Here is a 19123-nt window from a genome sequence, read left to right on the forward strand (position 1 = left end):
AAAGCCTGTTGTTATGCAGGCTTTTTTTATGTGAGCCTAAATATGGTGAGTATTTTTAAAATGGTATTACTATGGAAGCAATGAGTAAGTATAAGTATTTTTTAATTATTGATTTAGAAGCGACCTGCTGTGATCAAAAAACGATAGCACGAAATCAAATGGAAATTATTGAAATCGGTGCGGTCCTGACTGAGGCAAAGACACTCGCCATCGTAGACGAATTTCAAACATTTATTCGTCCAGTCAGAAATCCAGTATTAACTCCTTTTTGTACTGAGCTGACAAGTATTACACAAAAGAATGTAGATAATGCTCCAGGTTTTGCTGAAGCAATAGAACATTTAAAACAGTGGTTACAGTCTTATAGTAGCTATATTTTCTGTTCATGGGGTGATTATGATAAAAAACAGTTTGAACAAGACTGTCAATTTCATCAAGTAGCTTATCCTTTAACTAATGGACATATCAATATTAAAAAAGCCTTTTCAGAGGCTCAAGGTCTTAAGCGCAAGTACGGTATGAGTACAGCTTTAAATTTGATTGGTGCTCAGCTTGAAGGTACACACCATCGTGGTATTGATGATGCGAGGAATATGGTTAAACTGATGCCGTTTGTTTTAGGGTGCAAGAAATTAAGTCGTTTATAAACTTGACGAGTTATGGTTGATCATAAAAGCTTGTAGTGAGTGTTATTGGTTATGTGGGTGAACCTTAGGCGAGTGGTTAGCTTATGGAAATTTTTGCTATAGGTGTAATTATAATCGCTGTTATTTTTTTTGTTATTAATCATAAGGTGAAGAAAGTTCAACAGCTACATTATATTGAGCGCTACCCATTTCAAAATGCGCTTAAAATGAAAGTAAGTAAAAAGTACCCTCAACTTGATAGAGAGCAATTAAAGCTCGTTTTTGAAGGGTTGAGGGATTATTTTTGGATGTGCCATAAAGCTAATAGTCAAATGGTTGCCATGCCTTCACAAGTGGTTGATGATGCTTGGCATGAGTTTATTTTATTTACGCGAGCGTACAGTCAATTTTGCAAAATGGCCATTGGTCAGTTTCTTCATCATACCCCAACAGAAGCAATGAAATCTTCAACAGATGCCACTGAAGGTATCAAGCGTGCTTGGCGCTTAGCATGCGCAAGAGAGGAAATAAACCCTAAATATCCAGCTCAGTTACCCTTGATCTTTGCTATAGATACCATGCTCGATATTCCTAATGGGTTTAGGTATGTACTGGACTGCAAAGAAAACAAATTTGGTGATGGCTATTGTGCCAGTCACATTGGATGCTCTTCGGGATGTGCTGGCAGTTCTGGTGCCTCAAGTTGTAGTTCTGATAGTGGTGGTTCAAGTTGTGGAAGTAGTTGTGGTGGTGGCTGTGGAGGAGGTAATTGAGTGTATAGGCCTTTATAAGGTTGACCTACTAAATAAGGTAGTAGGTCCTGGAATGAATAAAACACGTTAAGTTTTGATTGGTTAAGGTCCAGGAAACATTGTTGTTACCTGGTTAACTACAGAGTTATATAACATACTTCCTTTTTTTGTTGCTGAACAATTATTGCTGGCAAGGTTACCTAAATCATTTGTGAGTGTAGCTGAGCCTAATATTCTTCCTCCACGAAGAGGTGTTTCTGAGCAACTGGTGTCAGCAATGAGTGAATTACAAAGATCTATCATGGTTTGTTTTGATGCGCAGTGTGCACTATCAAACGCACTGTTGGTATTAGCAACGCAGGGATTATTACAATAAGTATTTTGTATATAAGTCCATGTGGCATCGCTGAAGTTTGTGCAGTTAATATTTGGACAGGCTGCCTGGACATTAAAAGGTAATAAAGATGATAACAAAATTGCTGAAAAAAATTTAAAGTACTGAGTAAAGGGGCGTTTAAGCGTATCCATTATATTAGCCTCCCTGTTAGAGTAATCCTTCTTGGTACTTATTTAGTAGTTTATAGTAGTTTAGTAGTTGATATTTTTCTCTTATTGAATATAAACCATGAATGATGATTTAGGGCTAACTTGTGCTATAAAAGTTCATTACAGCGGGAGTCATAAAAAAGCCTACCAATAATTAGATAGGCTTAAAATATTATGTGCTTAAAACGAGGTTTATACTTTTGTTCGTATTATGCGTAAAGCTTCCAGTAGTATTCAATATAATAGTGACCACCATGACCATAAAAATGACTACGGTGGATGCCTGAGGTGGTTGAGCCCCAAACGCCATTAATTGTCCAGCGAGCACCAAAAGAGGGAACAGTACAGCTGACTGTTTTGGGGGGGAAGATATCATCATTCCAAGCATCGATAAACCAGTCAACAATTTTGGCAACCGCATAACCTACAGCTGCACCAATGAGGGTGCCTAGTGGACCGAAGCTGGAGCCAATTAAACCACCCACATAGGCGGCAACAGCATCCTTAACTTGAGACTCTACTTTTTCCCATAGTTTTTGTAAGAAAGCGGCTAAACCACCATTATCTTTTTCTGCAAGAATCATCGTAATGTAATAGGATTTTGGCCAGCTGTCACCTTCACGCATACTAAACCAGTGGAAACGCCAATGAGGGTTATACCAACGGCTATCACCGTCATCAAAACCTCCACCAACAAAGTGCTCATTTATTTTTTTGGTATCACCTGTTTCATCTACAGATGTTCCAGCAACAGATACTTCATCGGAACCCCACCACTCTGGATTTGTTTCATCAACACACTTCACACGACGTACATAAAGTGCGAGTTTGTCTGTAACAGCTTGAGGTTCAAAATCATCATGATCAAATTCAGCTTGTAAATCAGTAAATACACGACCACCACCTAACAAGGCATCTGAGGTTAAAATATTATGACTATTTAGGATTTGAGGTTGTGTTGAACGCATACGTTCTATTTCTGGCTGACTGATATCAGATACAGGGGAAGGCGTCCAAATACCCAGTAGACGAGGATCAATTTTTAGCTTAGGCAGTTTTGTCACTTCATGTTCAACACTTTCCATTGCTTTGACATCTATTGCACCTAGATCACCGTATAATCTAGTTCTAATGGCTTTATCGGCAGTGTAAATGGGCTTTAGATTTCGCCTAATGGTTTCTTTCTTTTCCTTAGAGTACTCGTCAAAGCGTGATTTGAAAACATCCTCAAAGCTACGCTCTAATGGATGAAAGCTTTCCTCAACGGCAACTTTTTCAGCAGCAATTTTTGCACTATTTATTACACGCTCAACGATTTTTTTTATTTCACTGTTGGCGAGTGTAATGTTGTCGTTAATAATCGGTTCCTGTTTCATGTAGTCCTCACTTTCCTTATGTTAGTAAATTCCCTACAAATCAATTTATAGGGTTATTCTTTCTGACTGATAAAATCAGTTCTGCAAGAGTGCTTGTTAGTGTTTAGGAATGACTTTAGGGTAGGTTAAGTCACAAGATTTATTAGATTTACTGAAACGGTTTGCCTTAGTTTTAGCACTAAAGATGAAAAGTGCAAAAAAAATTATTTTTTTAAATAATTATGAACTGTCAACCCTGCGGCAATGACACAGGCCTGGGAACTTCCTGAGTGGGTATGCCAACGTGTTAAACCCGTTGACTCAATGTTTTCTCCTGGTGCTAAGTAATAATGACTTTCCGCCTGGTAACATTCTGGCAGCGCTTTTCCTTGATTATTACAAGCAGAGATAGCAAAAACCTCTGGAAGTATTGCAGGAAATAAAAGCGTATCACGACCATAGTTGCCCGCTGCTGCAAATATGGGAATATGTTGTTGACTTAATTGTTTAACAATATGCGCTATTGTTGGATGGTTTCCCATTGCGCCTAACGGCATAATGATAAGTCCAGCATGTTTGGTACACCATGTTAATGCCCTCGATATAGCATTAACTTTTTTTTGTTTGGATAAGTGCTTACCTATGACTTTGGCTATGACTAGAGGGGAATTGGGTATTAAACCACAAAAACCGGAAACATCACGACCTACTAAAATACCTGCACTATGAGTACCATGTCCTATTTCATCATGACAGTTACCCTGTGGATAAGTGAAGTCTTTTAAAATGAGCTGACTGTTATTAAAGGCTGGATGGCTTACATTAATACCTGTATCCAGTAAAACAATATGGTGCTTGCTATGCAATCTCTCTTGCTGGTTTGTAGATAGTTTGGGTAATAAACAGTAGTTTTTATTTATTTGCTCATTGATGGGTGGTATGAACATTCGGTATATAGAGTTCATTTAGTACTTACTAAATTAAAATAGATACCCATAACGAAGTTTTTTAGGGGAGTTTACCATAAACCCTAAAAATGATTTGTGAAGGGTATAGATCTTGAGGATTGGTATTTAGTCCTTTATTTCCATATAAGATAATAACCATTGGTCGTCAACTTTTTTCCAGCGGCCTTTGACTTGGTATATTTTGCCAGACTCAGGTATCCATCCAGCTTGTCCAGTCACTAGAACAGTAGCCTCTGTATCAGCTTCATTAGGGTGTTGCTTATTTATTTCAGTGTCTGATTTTGTAATTAGAATCGTGATATTTTTATGACGAAAAAAATAAAGCGCCATGATGCGTTTTGCCCAGGTTTTATCCTGGTTCTTATTCGTCACAAAGTCATCACTAAGCGTATTAAGGACTAATTTGCTATTCTTGGTTTCCAGTCCCTCTTGTATGCTGTTGATAGCTTCTGCAATAATCTCTTCATCAGGAGAGGAGCTGCATGCACTTAAAAGAATACTGATGGTTAATGCGAGTAATGCTTTTATTAGTTGCGAAAAAAAGGTACTTTTTCTATTCATAGCGATTTAGTTATACTCAAAGCGAATTTTAGTGGGAATGTCAGCAAACAACCTGAGGTAAGCGTATATTGAGTGCGTGTGTACCCAAAATGTGGGTATAAATTAGGTTAAACGAGTTTGTGCGTAAGTCCATGTAAATACATGCTTAGCCATTGATTACATTGGCCACATCTTTTCATAAAGACGTTTCGTGAAGGGTATATCATATAGGGGTCAGGCCTGGGTAAAGGAAAAACTATGTATACGCTCTATCCTGCAATTAAGCCTTATGCTCGTCATACATTGCAAGTAGATGAACCACATCAACTCTATCTTGAAGAAAGTGGCAATGCTGACGGTATCCCGGTTTTGTACTTACATGGTGGCCCAGGGGCTGCATGTGATAAACATAGTCGACGTTTTTTTGATCCTCAAACCTACCGCATTATTTTATTTGATCAGCGAGGATGTGGACGATCTACGCCTCATGCTGAGTTGAGAGCAAATAATACACAAGCGTTGATTGAAGATATTGAAGCAATACGAAAGTTTTTAAATATTGACCGGTGGGTGCTTTTTGGAGGTTCCTGGGGTTCTACACTTGGACTACTTTATGCGCAACAGTATCCGTCTAATGTGATGGCAATGGTGTTGCGAGGTGTTTTCTTGTGTCGAGAGACAGATATTCGCTGGCTTTATCAAGAGGGTGCAAACCGTATTTTTCCTGATTACTGGCAGCACTTTGTTGCACCTATTCCTCCCGATGAGCGAGAGAATTTATTAGGTGCTTACTATCGTAAATTAACAGGAAATGATGAGTTAGCCCGTATGTTTGCAGCAAAAGCCTGGTCTGTCTGGGAAGGGCACTGTGCAACGCTACGGCCTAATCAAGAAGTACTTGATTCCTTTTCAGAGCCGCATCGAGCAACATCCCTAGCAACCATTGAATGCCATTATTTTACTAATAATGGTTTTCTAGAGCCTGACCAAATCATGCGAGATATTGATAAAATTGCCAATATTCCCGGCATTATTGTACATGGTCGCTATGACATGATTTGTCCGCTGGATAATGCATTGCTTCTGCAGGAAGCATGGCCTGCTGCCGAATTACACATTGTGCGTGATGCTGGACACTCTGCGGCTGAGCCGAGTATTGCTGATGCATTAATTCGTGCAACAGATGAAATTGGTAAACGCCTGAAGCATGAGTGGGGTGAAGACTGATTCGTTAGGCTCAGTCAGTGGTGACTGTTTAGTATTAGTTTGGGTGTATCAATCAACGAAGTAAATTAGTTATGAAAGCATTGTTGCAGCGTGTTTCTCAGGCTCAGGTAGAAGTAAAAAACCAAATTGTTGGTGCTATTGATCATGGGCTTTTAGTGTTATTAGGCGTTGAACAGCAGGACACCCCAGCCATTGCAGAAAAGCTGGCAGAAAAAGTACTTCATTATCGCTTGTTCAGTGATGATGCAGGGAAAATGAATTTAAATGTTCAACAAGTCAGTGGGGGAATACTCGTTGTTTCGCAATTTACCTTAGTTGCAGACACCAAGAAAGGTTTACGTCCTAGCTTTAGTGCTGGGGCTTCTCCAGAGCATGGTGAAGCAATGTATGATTACTTCGTAAATTATTTGCGCCAGCGTTACCCCCAAATTGCCACTGGTACATATGCTGCTGATATGCAGGTATCACTGACCAATGATGGACCAGTGACATTTATGTTGGAGTTTTAATGTACTAGGGCCTGATAATAAGCCCTAAAAAAAGTATTACGTTAGATTAAACATGCGGCCGACCAGTGTTGGAATGGCCGTTTCAACTCTTAAAATACGCTCACCTAACCTAATAGGCTCGAACCCTCTTTCAGCTAACATATCTACTTCGTACTCAATAAATCCACCTTCAGGGCCAACAGCAACAATGCTGGGCGTCGTCAGGTTGGTTGGTGGTGTAGAGATAGCTGCAGGATGGGCGATATAGCATTGGTTACCTGCACAAAGTGAAGGGAGCTGATCTTCGACAAAAGGCTTAAAGCGCCTTGCGAGAATAACTTCAGGTAAAAGGGTATCTCGTGCTTGCTCTAGGCCTGCATGGAAAAAGGGCGCCATTTTTTCAGGTTTTAGCCATGGGCTTTGCCAGTAGCTTTTTTCAACGCGATAGCTGTTAATGAGTATTATCTTTTTTATTCCCAGTGTGGTTGCTGAAAATAAAATTCGCTTGAGCATTTTGGGACGCGGTAGCCCTAATAATAAGGTTAGAGGCAATGGCGGCGGTGGAGGAGACGTTAATTCAATGGCTAATTCAATTCCCTGTTCATTAATTGCTGTGACAGTTCCTTGGCCGACATCTCCTCCCAATAGGCCAACAGTGACCTTATCACCAACCTGTTTGGTCAATATATTTTGAATATGCCATCGTCTTCGATCAGTGATTCGAACATGGCTTACACTGATAAAGTCTTCTTTGAACAGCAATATTAAATTCATTTTTTTATAATTATCATTCGGTGGTTATGTTGTGGCAGATGAACGCTGTGTAATCATTTTCCCAAACAATAGCCCGCTTTCAAATAACAACCACATGGGTATGGCAAGTAAACTTTGTGAAATAATATCTGGTGGTGTCAGTAGCATACCGACCACAAAGCAAATAACAATAATATAAGGGCGTTTTGCTTTTAAACTATCAACAGATGCAATTCCAGACCAAATAAGTAAGACAGTAGCAATAGGTATTTCAAACGCAGTACCAAATGCCAAAAATAGTTTTAGCACAAAATCAAGATACTTGTTGATATCGGTCATAATTGCTACATCGGTAGGGCCTATTTTAGTAAAAAAATCGAATAATAAAGGGAATACAACAAAATACGCAAAGGCCACACCGAGATAAAATAACAGCACACTAGAGGCAAGTAATGGAACGGCTAACCGGCGTTCATGCCGGTATAAGCCTGGAGCAATGAAACTCCACGCTTGATGAAGTATATAAGGGATAGTTAAAAAAATGGATGCAATAATGGTGAGTTTAAAAGGTGCTAATAAAGGAGAGGCCACTTCGGTAGCAATCATAGTGCTGCCTTCTGGAAGAAGCTCCCTTAAAGGCAAAGAAATAAACTCATAAATAACATTGGCAAAGGGAATTAGGATCACAAATGCTACCCCAATTGCCATAAAAACTCTTAATAAGCGATTTCGTAGTTCCGTTAGGTGCTCAATAAAAGGTTGTTCTTTATCTTTGTTATGGATCTCTTCAGTACTTGAGTTTTGCGAGCTCATGGGTTTTCACAACTTATATCGTACGGTTAGGAATCAGATTGATGAGCTGACTTTTCTGCCGGCACTTCGTTTTTGCCTGTCTCAGGTGCAGACTGAGAAACAGTATAAGGCTTAATTGTCGGTGGTGCTTTTGAGTCAGTTGCAGCTGGTTGCACTGATGAAGAAGAGGGCTCGGAAAGCGTGGGATGAATAGAGTTATCCAAGCCGTGTTTTACATCCTCAACATTTTCTTGCAAGCTTCGCTGTGCTTGTTTTAACTCATCCATGATCCGCTCATTATGAAGTTGGCGCTTAATTTCATCCGCGCCAATTTCACGCTCGATTTCGGATTTCATTGCTGTAAAACCACGACGAATTCTGCCAACCCAGAGAGTTACAGTACGAATAGCATGGGGGAGTCGCTCAGGACCTAATATGATCAGGCCAATAATGGCAATAAGCAGAAGCTCTGCAAAGCCTATATCAAACACGTTGTATCCTCAAAGTAAAACCCCAAAACTACTGCTTATTTACAGTGTTGTGTTCTTTGGTTGTTTCTTGTTTGGTTTCTGAAGAGGTATTGTCCTGTTGTTGATTTTGTTGCTCTAGCTTTTGAGGTGGAGCATCTTTGTTCGTATCTGAATCAGAATCCATGGCTTTTTTAAAACCCTTGATAGCAGAACCTAGGTCACCCCCTAAGTTGCGTAATCGCTTACCACCAAATAACAGTAAGACAATCACCAGTACAATTAACAGCTGAACCCAACCAATATTACCCATGTGTTACTCCTTTTAACGAATTTCAACAGCAAAAGCGATGCTGTATTATAGGGGACTTAATGGCCCACCACCTAGTATATGAAAGTGCAGATGGAAAACCTCCTGGCCACCGCCTTCACCTGTATTGGTTACCGCTCTAAAGCCATTATCTAGATTTTGCGCTTTGGCAATCATAGGAATGGTTTTGATGAGGTGGGTTAGCAAGTGATCATGTTCAGGTTTTATATCATAAAGGTTACAAATATGTTGGCGAGGGATCACTAATAAATGAGTGGCAGCCTTTGGGTTAATATCCTTAAAGGCAATACAGTGCTCATCTTCATGAACAATGTCTGCTTTAATATCTCCAGCCACAATTTTACAGAATAAACAGTCTGTCATTATTTGTTACCTGTTCGTGAAGCTTTTTCGTCTAAGCCAGAAATTGAAAAACGTCTGGCCAACTCTTGTAATATTTCTTCCGGCTTTATATTCAAGTGAGCCAACATGACAAGCGTGTGAAACCAAAGATCGGCTGTTTCGTAGACAACATCCGCTTTTGACTGGGCTTGTTCTGCATCTTTAGCGGCAATGATAACTTCTGTTGCCTCTTCGCCGACTTTTTCCAATATTTTATTGAGTCCTTTGCCATAAAGACTCGCAACGTAGGAACTATCAGCGCTTGCGTTTTTTCTTTCTTCTAATATGTTGCCTAATGCAATTAGCACATCACTCATAGATTGGACCTTGGTAAACAGGTTTTAGCTGAAAGATATTTCATCATAGGCTCTGATAATTTTTTTAGCGCCGATAAAGTTTTGTTGGCAGACTATCTACTTTTTCGAGTAGATGACTTCTGGATCTTGTAAAACAGGAGCAACGGTCTGCCACTGGGGTGCTTTTTGGCTGGTGTCTAGCTGACGATAGAAACAGCTAAGCCGGCCAGTATGGCAAGCAATACCTCCTTGTTGAGTCACTTTTAGAATAATGACATCACTATCACAGTCCAAAAAAATACTATGGACTTGTTGAGTATGGCCAGACTGTTCACCTTTATGCCATAACTTCTGGCGTGATCGAGACCAGTAGACAGCCTCACCCACTTCAACTGTTTGCTGGAGGGCCGCTTTGTTCATCCAGGCCATCATGAGAATTTGGTCAGTGCTGGCATCCTGAGCAATGGCAGGTATCAGTCCATTTGCATCCCACTTGATAGTGCTTAACCAATCATCGTGATTTCTATTTGTATTTATCATGCTGCATTTAGTCCTGCTTAACCAGTAATACTACACCCAGTGCTACAAGTAATAAGTGGGCTTCACTTGCATTTAGTATGACGTTATACCAGTCTGGAATCCACAAACCAATCAGGCCCACTGCCAGGGTAGCACAGCCAACCCACTGTTGAATTCTGCGGCGCTGTCGCTTATGACGTGCTTCTTCAAGCTGCTGCTGGTAATGATGCTGGTGTGAAACATAGCCCTCGACGGCTTTAACCACTGTTTGTGAGAGCAGTGGTGCTTGCTCAAGTAGGTCGGGTGCTTTGGTGTGTAGTGATTTTAGAAGACCCATAGGGCCAATGCGCTTCTTCATCCACTGCTCAAGAAAAGGCTTAGCCGTTGACCAGAGGTCCAACTCGGGATAAAGCTGCCGACCTAGACCTTCGATATTGAGCAGTGTTTTTTGTAAAAGTACCAGCTGAGGTTGGACCTCCATATTGAAACGGCGAGCCGTCTGGAATAAACGAAGCAACACTTGCCCAAACGAAATATCCTTCAGTGGTTTTTGAAAAACTGGCTCGCACACTGTACGAATAGAGGCTTCTAGCTCATTTACTCGGGTATTTTTGGGTACCCAGCCTGAATCAATATGCAGCTGGGCAACCATACGATAGTCCTGTTTAAAGAAAGCAATCAGGTTGCGAGCCAGATAGCTTTGATCTTCCGGAGTCAGCGAGCCACATATCCCACAGTCTATGGCAATGTAACAAGGGCTACTTGGATCTTCTGTGGCAACGAAGATATTTCCTGGGTGCATATCTGCGTGAAAGAAGCTATCTCGAAAGACTTGAGTAAAGAAAATTTCTACACCTCGCTCAGCAAGCTTACGCATATTGGTTCCTTGGGCTAGCAAGGCTTCGACATTGGCGACAGGGATTCCATGAATCCGCTCCATCACCATAACTTGAGTCGAAGTAAAGTCCCAATAAACTTGAGGCACATAGAGTTTGTCTGAATCCGCAAAGTTACGGCGAAGCTGGGAAGCATTTGCGGCTTCACGCTGCAGATCTAACTCATCAAAAATCGTATTTTCATAATCTTGAACAACTTCAAGAGGGCGAAGTCGCCGGCCTTCGCGAGAGATTAAAACGATGATTCTTGCTAGTAAGTAGAGTAAGGCAATATCCTGGCGAATGACTTTTTGGATACCTGGTCGAATGACTTTGACCACAACTTGCTGGCCATCAGGCAATTCTGCGGCATGCACTTGAGCCACTGAAGCAGAAGCCATCGGCGTTGCTGAGAATGAAGTAAATACCTCTGTAACTGACTGCTGGAGGCTTGCTTCGATAATTTTGATAGCCCCTTCACTGGCAAAGGGGGGGACTTGATCTTGGAGCTTTTGCAGTTCTTGGGCAACGTCATCAGGAAGCAGGTCTCGACGTGTAGAAAGTAGCTGACCGAACTTAACAAAAATTGGGCCTAGCTCCTCCAAAGCCAAACGAAGTCGCTCTGCACGCGGGCGCTGATTACGGACAAACCAACGCCATGGTAAGCACCAAAAAGCCAACCTTAAGTAAAAGGGTAGTGGGGCATCGTCGATGAGGTTATCTAAGCGATACTTAGCAGTAACATAAATGATTTTTAGCAGGCGAGGAATCTGAACCACGGCTAGTCCTGTTGCGGGGCGTTTTTAAAGTGTTTCTGAAGGCGAGCAAGCCGGTCTTCAAGTTGGTCTGTATCAGATTGAAGTTGCATCAGGTCTTCTTGAAATATTTCTACCGCATTGCGCGGAGGAAGTTCTTTCAGCTCTTCTTGCAAATATTCAGTGATATTTTGCTGTAATGTTTGTTGGGTATATTGCAGCCAATGAAGGCCACTTCTTAAACCATTGGTAACTTTATGTGCTAAGAGTGGGCCTACTAACCTGGCAACTAGAGCCTCCCAGTCAAGCTCACTTTCTTGAATGACTTGGTGAACAGCCATGATAAAGTCGGTGTTGCCAGCAAGTTGTAAGTGCTCACCTAATGTACTATCTGCTGTGCTTTTATTAAGCAGGAGACGAAGCAAGTCGCTACCCTCACCAGTGAGGCAAGCGGTAAGGCTGTTTTCATGATGACTATGCAGGCTAATACCTTGCAATGTAAACGAGATATAAAAGGTGAGCTTGGGCTGTGTACTTTGGATACACAGAGTTTCACCACTAAACTGGGCAAGACGCTGTTGAGTCAGTGGGTCGAGTGCTAATAACTCATTAACCACCTTCTCCATGGCGGCTTGCAGGGCTGTATTCACAGTTATGCTCATACTTCTGACTCCCTTCTACTTCGCAACTTATTTGTTGTAAATAAACTATTCAGGGTAATAGTGCTCGCTAGACAAATGCGTACTCATTAATTACAGAGCAATTGCTCTAGCTGTTTTTATTGATGAAAAAAAGCACTTGTTGCTATGGTTTTGTTCCTTTATGCAACGCGACAATGCCTCCAGTCATGTTATGGTAACTGGTACGGACAAACCCGGCCTCTTGCATCATTCGCTCTAATGTTTCTTGATCAGGGTGCATGCGAATAGATTCTGCAAGATAACGATAGCTCTCACTGTCATTGGTAATTAATTTACCTAGCAATGGAAGTACCGTAAATGAGTAGGCATCGTACATCTTACTCATAACTGGGTTGTTGGTTTTAGAAAACTCAAGAATTAATAGGCGCCCACCAGGTTTTAACACCCTATGCATGGATTTTAGTGCTTCTTCTTTGTGAGTCACATTACGCAAGCCAAAAGCAATCGTAATACAGTCGAAAGTGTTATCGGCAAAGGGTAGCTTTTCAGCATCAGCTTGAACGTACTCAACATTACCGCAAATACCGTGGTCAATGAGTCGGTCACGGCCTACTTTTAGCATTGAGTCATTGATATCCGCGAGCACTACTTGGCCATCCATGCCCACAAGGTTGGCAAATTTACGGGTGAGATCACCTGTACCGCCAGCTATATCTAATACTTTATTGCCAGTACGTACACCACTTAGCTCAATAGTAAAACGTTTCCAGATACGATGAATGCCCATCGACATGAGATCATTCATCAAATCGTATTTCGGCGCTACAGAATGGAAAACATCAGCAACTAACTTAGCTTTTTCTGTCTCATTAACTTGCTTGTATCCAAAATGGGTCGTGTTCTGTTGGCCATCTGATGGCTTATTATTTCCAGACATACGCGCCTCTATTGATGGAAAAATAAAATAGTTTTTGAGTAAAGGTAAAGATTTTCCTATAAAGAAGAAAGCTTATCTATACCATGATGGGGATAAATAAGGTGGAGACTAACGACCTTTACTCAATAAATTTAACAACACTAACATCTGGGTCTCTGCTGGCGCCAGCCTGATGGAGCTGTTGCAGGTATGTGTCCCAGTATTTTTGCTGATGACAACATAAGTCGTATAAATAGTCCCAGGTATACAGTCCACTATCATGGCCATCATCGAAGGTGATTTTTAGTGCATAATGACCAATAGGCTCAATTTGCTGTATGTTTACTAATCGCTTTCCTGTCTGTAATACAGCCTGGCCTTGACCATGACCACGCACTTCAGCTGAAGGGGATAATACTCTTAACAGTTCACACGATAATTCAAACTGCTCGCCACTGTCGTAGGAGAGACTTATTTTACGTGACTTTTTGTGGAGTTTGATATCAATCAGCAAGGGTGTATTCATAATGTTGCTGGTAGTTGTGCTTATTTCAGATGATAGTCCGCGTTGATTGTAGACTACTCCTAGGCATATTGGGAGAGAGGCGTTAGTGAGTATGCTTATCAATGCAGTGATGAGGAAACTTAGTAAGAAAGGCTAGAATATTTTTTTAAACGCCTGAATAAGCTCCAGTTTATAAAGCTTATTCAGGTAGGGCATATTGTGCTTGCTTTCGTTAATTCGTTATAAAATGTAACGACTTAAATCTTCATCTTGAGCAAGCTTGCCTAAGTGCTCATCAACATATTTAGCATCAATGGCAAGAGGCTTATCACTGTATTCGGTACTCAAGTCTGCAGCACTGAAGGAAATCTCTTCTAGTAACCGCTCCATTACGGTATGTAGACGGCGAGCACCAATGTTCTCGGTACTTTCATTGACGTGCCATGCTACTTCCGCAATACGAGTGATAGCATCTTTGGTAAATTCAACATTCAGGCTTTCAGTTGCAATAAGTGCTTGATACTGCTCTGTTAGTGAAGCATCAGGCTCTGTCAAAATACGCTCAAAGTCTTGAACTGTCAGCGCGTTAAGTTCTACTCGAATGGGCAGACGACCTTGCAATTCAGGTATCAAGTCTGAAGGCTTGGACAAGTGGAATGCACCTGATGCAATGAAAAGTATATGATCGGTTTTGATCATGCCAAACTTAGTGTTGATGGTGCAGCCTTCGATCAACGGCAGCAAGTCACGCTGTACTCCTTCACGAGATACGTCAGCATTGCTGCCGGCAGAACGCTTGGCGACTTTGTCAATTTCATCAAGAAAGACAATACCGTTTTGTTCCACAGACTCAATGGCACTTGCTTTAAGCTCGTCTTCATTGACCAGTTTGGCAGCTTCTTCATCCTGCACTAACTTGAAGGCATCTTTAATCTTAAGTTTGCGCGCTTTTTTTCGGCCAGAAGACATATTTGAAAAAATGTTTTGTAGTTGGCTTGTCATTTCTTCCATACCTGGAGGAGCCATAATCTCAACACCTACAGGGGAATCTTTGACTTCAATTTCGATCTCTTTGTCATCCAACTCGCCTTCTCGTAATTTTTTCCGAAAGACTTGCCTTGTGCTTGAGCTTTCACGCTCTTTAGCGCTGTCTTCAAAGCTGCGGGCTGGAGGTAGTAGGGCATCAAGAATACGCTCTTCAGCTGCATCCAGTGCACGATGTTTTACCCGCTCCACTTCCTGTTCACGTTTCATCTTAATCGCAGCGTCTACCAGGTCGCGGATGATCGACTCAACATCGCGTCCCACATAGCCTACTTCTGTAAACTTGGTTGCTTCGACTTTAATAAAAGGGGCATTAGCCAGCTTGGCTAGACGGCGTGCAATTTCGGTTTTACCCACCCCAGTTGGACCAATCATTAAGATATTTTTAGGGGTAATTTCATTGCGTAGCTCAGCACTGACTTGCATTCTACGCCAACGGTTACGTAGGGCGATGGCGACAGCTCGTTTGGCTTCAGCCTGGCCAATAATATGTTTGTCCAGCTCGTGAACAATTTCCCGTGGAGTCATATTAGACATGGTAAACCTGTAATATCTAAAAAAGGTAAATCTTACTCACAATACGACGTGTCGTGCTTTTGTGCCCTGGTCTAGCGCTTACTCACAATCAAGCTCTTCGATGGTGCGATTGTGGTTAGTGTAGATACAAATATCTCCAGCGATCTCCAGGCCTTTTTCAACAATATCCCGAGCGGATAATTCTGAGCTTTCCAACAGAGCACGAGCGGCAGACTGGGCGAATGGACCTCCTGAGCCAATGGCGATTAACCCATTTTCAGGCTCAACGACATCACCATTACCTGTGATAATGAGTGAGGCTTTAGCATCTGCAACCGCTAACAAGGCTTCTAAGCGTCTTAGTGCTCGGTCTGTACGCCAGTCTTTAGCGAGTTCGACAGCTGCTCGTACTAAGTGTCCTTGATGCTTTTCGAGTTGCGCTTCAAAACGTTCAAATAACGTGAAGGCATCTGCGGTTCCGCCAGCGAAACCCGCAATCACGTTGCCATTGTATAACCGTCTTACCTTGCGAGCATTTCCCTTTAAGACGGTATTGCCCAGTGTCACTTGGCCATCACCACCGATAACGACTTTACCGTTACGACGTACAGACAGGATGGTAGTGCCTCGATACTGTTCCAATGTGAACTCCTCTGATCTTGCATGGGTATAACGCTACCTGAACATTTTCGTGTTGCCTGAAAACTGTCAAAACCCTAGCTTGTGATTGGGGCGTAAGACTGGCACGGGCAAAGATACATTTCTCTTCAGTATAAGAAAGCTGCTGACTTCGGCTGTTTCAGTGCGTCATCATCGAGCCTGATCGCAGGCTCGGGTATGTTTTCAATATGGGGTAATTAAAGAATAATTCAAGGACAACATACGAGGGGGTAGTTGTTACTTTAGCTGGAGTGCAATAGAGTCAATATTCTGCTGTGCTAAATTGCCTTTAACACTCACCATTTGTTGCTTGTTTGCAAATGGTCCTACTTGTACTCGATACCAGGTTTCCCCGTTGCGAATGTTAACGGGTTGGGTCTGAGCTGTTAGTCCAAGCAATATAAGTTCTGCACGTCGGCGGTCTGCATCTTGCCGATTTCTAAATGATCCAGCCTGAAGAGCATACTGAGTCTGGGCAGCCTTTTCTGGAGGGTTAGGGGCTGGTGCTTGTTGTTCAGGCTGAGTTAATTTCGCAGGTAACACTTCATTGTCTTCAACATTTTGTACAACTGTTTCAGACTCTGTGAGTAGTGTATAAAAGTCAAAGACAGCCTTAGATGGACTATCTGGCTGCTGCTCTGAGCTGGACTTGTTGCTGCTAGTGACAGTCTTGCGGATATCACTTGCATTAGGGACAAGCTTGATCAGAAAAGCTAAAAAGAGTCCAACAACAACACCTGTGACTAACCAAGGGAGTCCAGAGGGGCGTGCTTGCTGGGTTTGTTTGGGTTTACGACTAGCACCGCGTTTTGCCATAGTTTTTCGTTTCTTACTTACCTATGTGAAAAGATTATCAAAAAATTGAAAAAAGTCTTCCCTCGTTTACGAATTGAATGCCATATACAGAATCTACCATTTACTTGAGGTATATATAGTTTGTTAGCTTAATAGACTACATTTGTTGCAGCTGTATTCAGTTTGATTATTAAATTTTGAGGTATGTTATTCAGATAAGGCATTTGAGATGTATTCTAAAGGCAACAACTAGTGTGCATTATGCCAAAGCTTATTTGAATAATCAGTAGCCGAGCACTAAAGTTGTTTTGGTGCCAAGATTCGGCTAGTATGCACGCGCTATGAAATATATTTTTGGTAAGACAATACAGAATTTTTATGGAGATGTTACGCCCATAGTTTATTACTGGGGGACATCTGCATTGCTGCCATTACGACGAGGCTTCTCATTATTGCAGTTATGATGGCAAGCCTGTCGGTCTGTGCTCGTGGTATGTAACACAAGCCCGATTAGCATTGCTAATCGGGCTTTTTGCTTATGCATCTGGTAATAGCAAACAAAGGAAATCTGATGAACATTCGCCAGTTTTTAGAATCCGAAGTTAGCCGGGCGTTAGTTGCCGCTGGGGCACCAGAGGGGACTCAAGCAATGGTACGAACCAGCTCGCGATCCAGTTTCGGTGACTATCAGGCTAATGGGGTAATGGGTGCAGCTAAAAAGCTTGGCAAGAATCCTCGTGAACTGGCTGAAGATGTGATTCGACAACTCAGTTTGGCTGATGTGGCTGAAAAGATAGAGATTGCGGGTCCTGGCTTTATTAATGTCTTTTTGAAGCCTGAATGGATGCAGCAGCAGCTTCAACAGTGGATCGCAGATCCTAGAGTCGGTGTGCCTAAAGCAGATAAGTCAAAGACGATTGTCATTGACTACTCTTCGCCTAACTTAGCGAAAGAAATGCACGTTGGTCATTTACGTAGCACAATCATTGGTGATGCGGTAACACGAGCCTTTGAATTTTTAGGTCATAAAGTCGTTCGACAAAATCACGTGGGTGACTGGGGTACCCAATTTGGAATGTTGATCGCCTATATGGAACGGCTTGCAGCAGAAAATCCTGATGCAGTTTCTATGGAGCTATCTGACCTGGAAACATTTTACCGGGATGCGAAAAAGTCCTTCGATGAAGATCCTGAGTTTGCTGAAGTGGCGCGTGAGTATGTTGTTAAGCTGCAAAGTGGTGATGAACACTGTAAAAAACTTTGGGAAAAATTCATTGATATCTCACTGAACCATAGTGAAGAAATATATCATCGACTTAATGTGTCGTTGACTCGCGATGATGTTATGGCAGAAAGCGCCTATAACGATGATTTGCCTAATGTCATTAAGTTGCTTGAAGAAAAAGGCCTGCTGACAGATGACCAAGGGGCTAAAGTTGTCTTTTTGGAAGAGTTTAAAACCAAAGATGGCGAGCCTATGGGAGTCATTATTCAGAAGAAAGATGGTGGCTTTTTATATTCAACAACGGATTTGGCTGCTATCCGTTATCGTTGCCATACTCTGCATGCTGACCGCGTTCTGTATTATGTGGATGCTCGCCAGGCACAGCATTTTGAACAGGTTTTCACAATTTGTAAGAAGGCTGGGTTTTCAACAGCACGCTGCTCACTTGAGCACCATGCGTTTGGCATGATGCTAGGAGATGATGGTAAGCCCTTTAAAACCAGAGCGGGTGGTGTTGTAAAGCTTGCCGAGTTACTCGATGAAGCGGAAGACCGTGCAGCTACACTGATAGCTCAGAAAAGCCCTAACTTAGACGAAGAACAAAAAGTAGACGTTATTCGTGCTGTGGCAATGGGAGCAATTAAGTACGCTGACCTTTCTAAGAACCGTACCAGTGATTACATTTTTAACTGGGACAATATGCTGGCGTTTGATGGTAATACAGCACCTTATATTTTGTATGCATATACTCGTGTGAAAAGTATCTTCCGTAAAGCGGGTGTTCAACTGGAAGAGTTATCTGGTGAATTAGCTGTTTTAGCACCAGAAGAGCGCACTTTAGCTATGAAGCTTATGCAGTTTCATGAAACCCTTGATGTCATGGTAACTGAAGGTCAGCCACACTTGTTGTGTGGTTACCTATATGATGTAGCGGGTACCTTTATGACGTTTTATGAAGCTTGCCCAGTTAATAAGCCAGGTGTGGAAGAAGCAACTAAGCAGAGCCGCTTACTGCTTTGTGCGCTGGTAGCTAATACCCTTAAAGCAGGGCTTGACGTGCTGGGTATTGATACTGTGGAGCAAATGTAAGGTTTTTTACCGCTATATTTAGTCGTTAAAAAAGGGCCTAAAAAGGCCCTTTTTCTATTTT

General features: G+C 41.9%; 23 protein-coding genes. 5 read left to right on the forward strand and 18 right to left on the reverse strand.

Features of this window, described 5'->3' with window-relative positions; all coding sequences use genetic code 11:
• Positions 1 to 71 precede the first annotated feature (71 nt).
• Both F607_RS0103980 and F607_RS0103985 read left to right on the forward strand, forming a co-directional pair.
• The gene (locus F607_RS0103980) at positions 72 to 647 is read left to right on the forward strand and encodes a 3'-5' exonuclease (protein WP_027707028.1); all 576 of its coding nucleotides are present in this window, start codon (positions 72 to 74) and stop codon (positions 645 to 647) included.
• A gap of 83 nt (positions 648 to 730) precedes the next feature.
• Entirely contained in the window at positions 731 to 1399 is a 669-nt protein-coding gene (locus F607_RS0103985) for a glycine-rich domain-containing protein (RefSeq protein WP_027707029.1), read from the forward strand.
• A gap of 81 nt (positions 1400 to 1480) precedes the next feature.
• Here F607_RS0103985 and F607_RS0103990 read toward each other — a convergent pair whose 3' ends face one another.
• The 4 genes from F607_RS0103990 to F607_RS0104005 form a co-directional block, all read right to left on the reverse strand.
• Positions 1481 to 1906, reverse strand: coding sequence for a hypothetical protein (locus tag F607_RS0103990; RefSeq protein ID WP_027707030.1), 426 nt, complete (start codon positions 1904 to 1906; stop codon positions 1481 to 1483).
• A 227-nt stretch (positions 1907 to 2133) separates the two neighbouring features.
• A complete protein-coding gene (locus F607_RS0103995) occupies positions 2134 to 3300 on the reverse strand; it encodes a hypothetical protein (RefSeq protein ID WP_027707031.1) in 1167 nt (388 codons plus the stop codon).
• 203 nt (positions 3301 to 3503) lie between these two features.
• Complete coding sequence (locus tag F607_RS0104000) at positions 3504 to 4244, reverse strand: S8 family peptidase (protein WP_084611092.1); 741 nt, start codon at positions 4242 to 4244, stop codon at positions 3504 to 3506.
• Between the two features lie 108 nt (positions 4245 to 4352).
• Complete coding sequence (locus F607_RS0104005; RefSeq protein WP_027707033.1) at positions 4353 to 4808, reverse strand: hypothetical protein; 456 nt, start codon at positions 4806 to 4808, stop codon at positions 4353 to 4355.
• A gap of 237 nt (positions 4809 to 5045) precedes the next feature.
• Between F607_RS0104005 and pip the strand changes: the two genes are divergently transcribed.
• Together pip and dtd are read left to right on the forward strand one after the other, a co-directional pair.
• A complete protein-coding gene (gene pip / locus F607_RS0104010; RefSeq protein WP_027707034.1) occupies positions 5046 to 6014 on the forward strand; it encodes a prolyl aminopeptidase in 969 nt (322 codons plus the stop codon).
• A 71-nt stretch (positions 6015 to 6085) separates the two neighbouring features.
• Positions 6086 to 6523, forward strand: coding sequence for a D-aminoacyl-tRNA deacylase (gene dtd / locus F607_RS0104015; RefSeq protein WP_027707035.1), 438 nt, complete (start codon positions 6086 to 6088; stop codon positions 6521 to 6523).
• A 36-nt stretch (positions 6524 to 6559) separates the two neighbouring features.
• Here the strand turns inward: dtd and F607_RS0104020 are convergent, their stop codons facing one another.
• The 14 genes from F607_RS0104020 to F607_RS0104085 form a co-directional block, all read right to left on the reverse strand.
• Complete coding sequence (locus F607_RS0104020) at positions 6560 to 7276, reverse strand: 16S rRNA (uracil(1498)-N(3))-methyltransferase (protein ID WP_027707036.1); 717 nt, start codon at positions 7274 to 7276, stop codon at positions 6560 to 6562.
• A gap of 24 nt (positions 7277 to 7300) precedes the next feature.
• Positions 7301 to 8068, reverse strand: a complete 768-nt coding sequence (gene tatC, locus F607_RS0104025; protein WP_051310852.1) for a twin-arginine translocase subunit TatC — start codon at positions 8066 to 8068, stop codon at positions 7301 to 7303.
• Between the two features lie 26 nt (positions 8069 to 8094).
• A complete protein-coding gene (gene tatB, locus F607_RS32515; RefSeq protein WP_051310854.1) occupies positions 8095 to 8538 on the reverse strand; it encodes a Sec-independent protein translocase protein TatB in 444 nt (147 codons plus the stop codon).
• A 28-nt stretch (positions 8539 to 8566) separates the two neighbouring features.
• Positions 8567 to 8827, reverse strand: coding sequence for a twin-arginine translocase TatA/TatE family subunit (gene tatA, locus F607_RS0104035; RefSeq protein WP_027707038.1), 261 nt, complete (start codon positions 8825 to 8827; stop codon positions 8567 to 8569).
• Between the two features lie 45 nt (positions 8828 to 8872).
• Positions 8873 to 9208: a histidine triad nucleotide-binding protein gene (locus F607_RS0104040; RefSeq protein ID WP_027707039.1), complete on the reverse strand. Its 336-nt coding sequence runs from the start codon at positions 9206 to 9208 to the stop codon at positions 8873 to 8875.
• The gene (locus F607_RS0104045) at positions 9208 to 9543 is read right to left on the reverse strand and encodes a phosphoribosyl-ATP diphosphatase (RefSeq protein ID WP_027707040.1); all 336 of its coding nucleotides are present in this window, start codon (positions 9541 to 9543) and stop codon (positions 9208 to 9210) included. The genes F607_RS0104040 and F607_RS0104045 overlap by 1 nt, the downstream gene beginning before the upstream one ends.
• Before the next feature lie 96 nt (positions 9544 to 9639).
• A complete protein-coding gene (gene hisI / locus F607_RS0104050) occupies positions 9640 to 10062 on the reverse strand; it encodes a phosphoribosyl-AMP cyclohydrolase (protein ID WP_027707041.1) in 423 nt (140 codons plus the stop codon).
• A 7-nt stretch (positions 10063 to 10069) separates the two neighbouring features.
• Positions 10070 to 11695 (reverse strand): ubiquinone biosynthesis regulatory protein kinase UbiB, encoded by a 1626-nt coding sequence (ubiB, locus tag F607_RS0104055; protein WP_027707042.1) that lies wholly within the window; start codon positions 11693 to 11695, stop codon positions 10070 to 10072.
• A gap of 2 nt (positions 11696 to 11697) precedes the next feature.
• Positions 11698 to 12333 carry a ubiquinone biosynthesis accessory factor UbiJ gene (locus F607_RS0104060; protein WP_027707043.1) on the reverse strand — a complete coding sequence of 212 codons (636 nt, stop codon included), beginning with the start codon at positions 12331 to 12333 and terminating at the stop codon, positions 11698 to 11700.
• Between the two features lie 142 nt (positions 12334 to 12475).
• Entirely contained in the window at positions 12476 to 13249 is a 774-nt protein-coding gene (gene ubiE / locus F607_RS0104065) for a bifunctional demethylmenaquinone methyltransferase/2-methoxy-6-polyprenyl-1,4-benzoquinol methylase UbiE (protein ID WP_027707044.1), read from the reverse strand.
• Positions 13250 to 13367: 118 nt separating this feature from the next.
• Positions 13368 to 13754 carry a gamma-butyrobetaine hydroxylase family protein gene (locus F607_RS0104070; RefSeq protein ID WP_027707045.1) on the reverse strand — a complete coding sequence of 129 codons (387 nt, stop codon included), beginning with the start codon at positions 13752 to 13754 and terminating at the stop codon, positions 13368 to 13370.
• Positions 13755 to 13973: 219 nt separating this feature from the next.
• Complete coding sequence (gene hslU, locus F607_RS0104075; protein WP_027707046.1) at positions 13974 to 15314, reverse strand: HslU--HslV peptidase ATPase subunit; 1341 nt, start codon at positions 15312 to 15314, stop codon at positions 13974 to 13976.
• A gap of 78 nt (positions 15315 to 15392) precedes the next feature.
• Entirely contained in the window at positions 15393 to 15935 is a 543-nt protein-coding gene (hslV, locus tag F607_RS0104080; RefSeq protein ID WP_027707047.1) for an ATP-dependent protease subunit HslV, read from the reverse strand.
• A 255-nt stretch (positions 15936 to 16190) separates the two neighbouring features.
• Positions 16191 to 16769: an SPOR domain-containing protein gene (locus F607_RS0104085; protein ID WP_027707048.1), complete on the reverse strand. Its 579-nt coding sequence runs from the start codon at positions 16767 to 16769 to the stop codon at positions 16191 to 16193.
• Positions 16770 to 17319: 550 nt separating this feature from the next.
• Here F607_RS0104085 and argS point away from each other — a divergent pair.
• A complete protein-coding gene (argS, locus tag F607_RS0104095) occupies positions 17320 to 19062 on the forward strand; it encodes an arginine--tRNA ligase (RefSeq protein ID WP_038289955.1) in 1743 nt (580 codons plus the stop codon).
• Positions 19063 to 19123: the final 61 nt, after the last annotated feature.

It is taken from the genome of Zooshikella ganghwensis DSM 15267 (assembly GCF_000428585.1).
GTDB lineage: Bacteria > Pseudomonadota > Gammaproteobacteria > Pseudomonadales > Zooshikellaceae > Zooshikella > Zooshikella ganghwensis.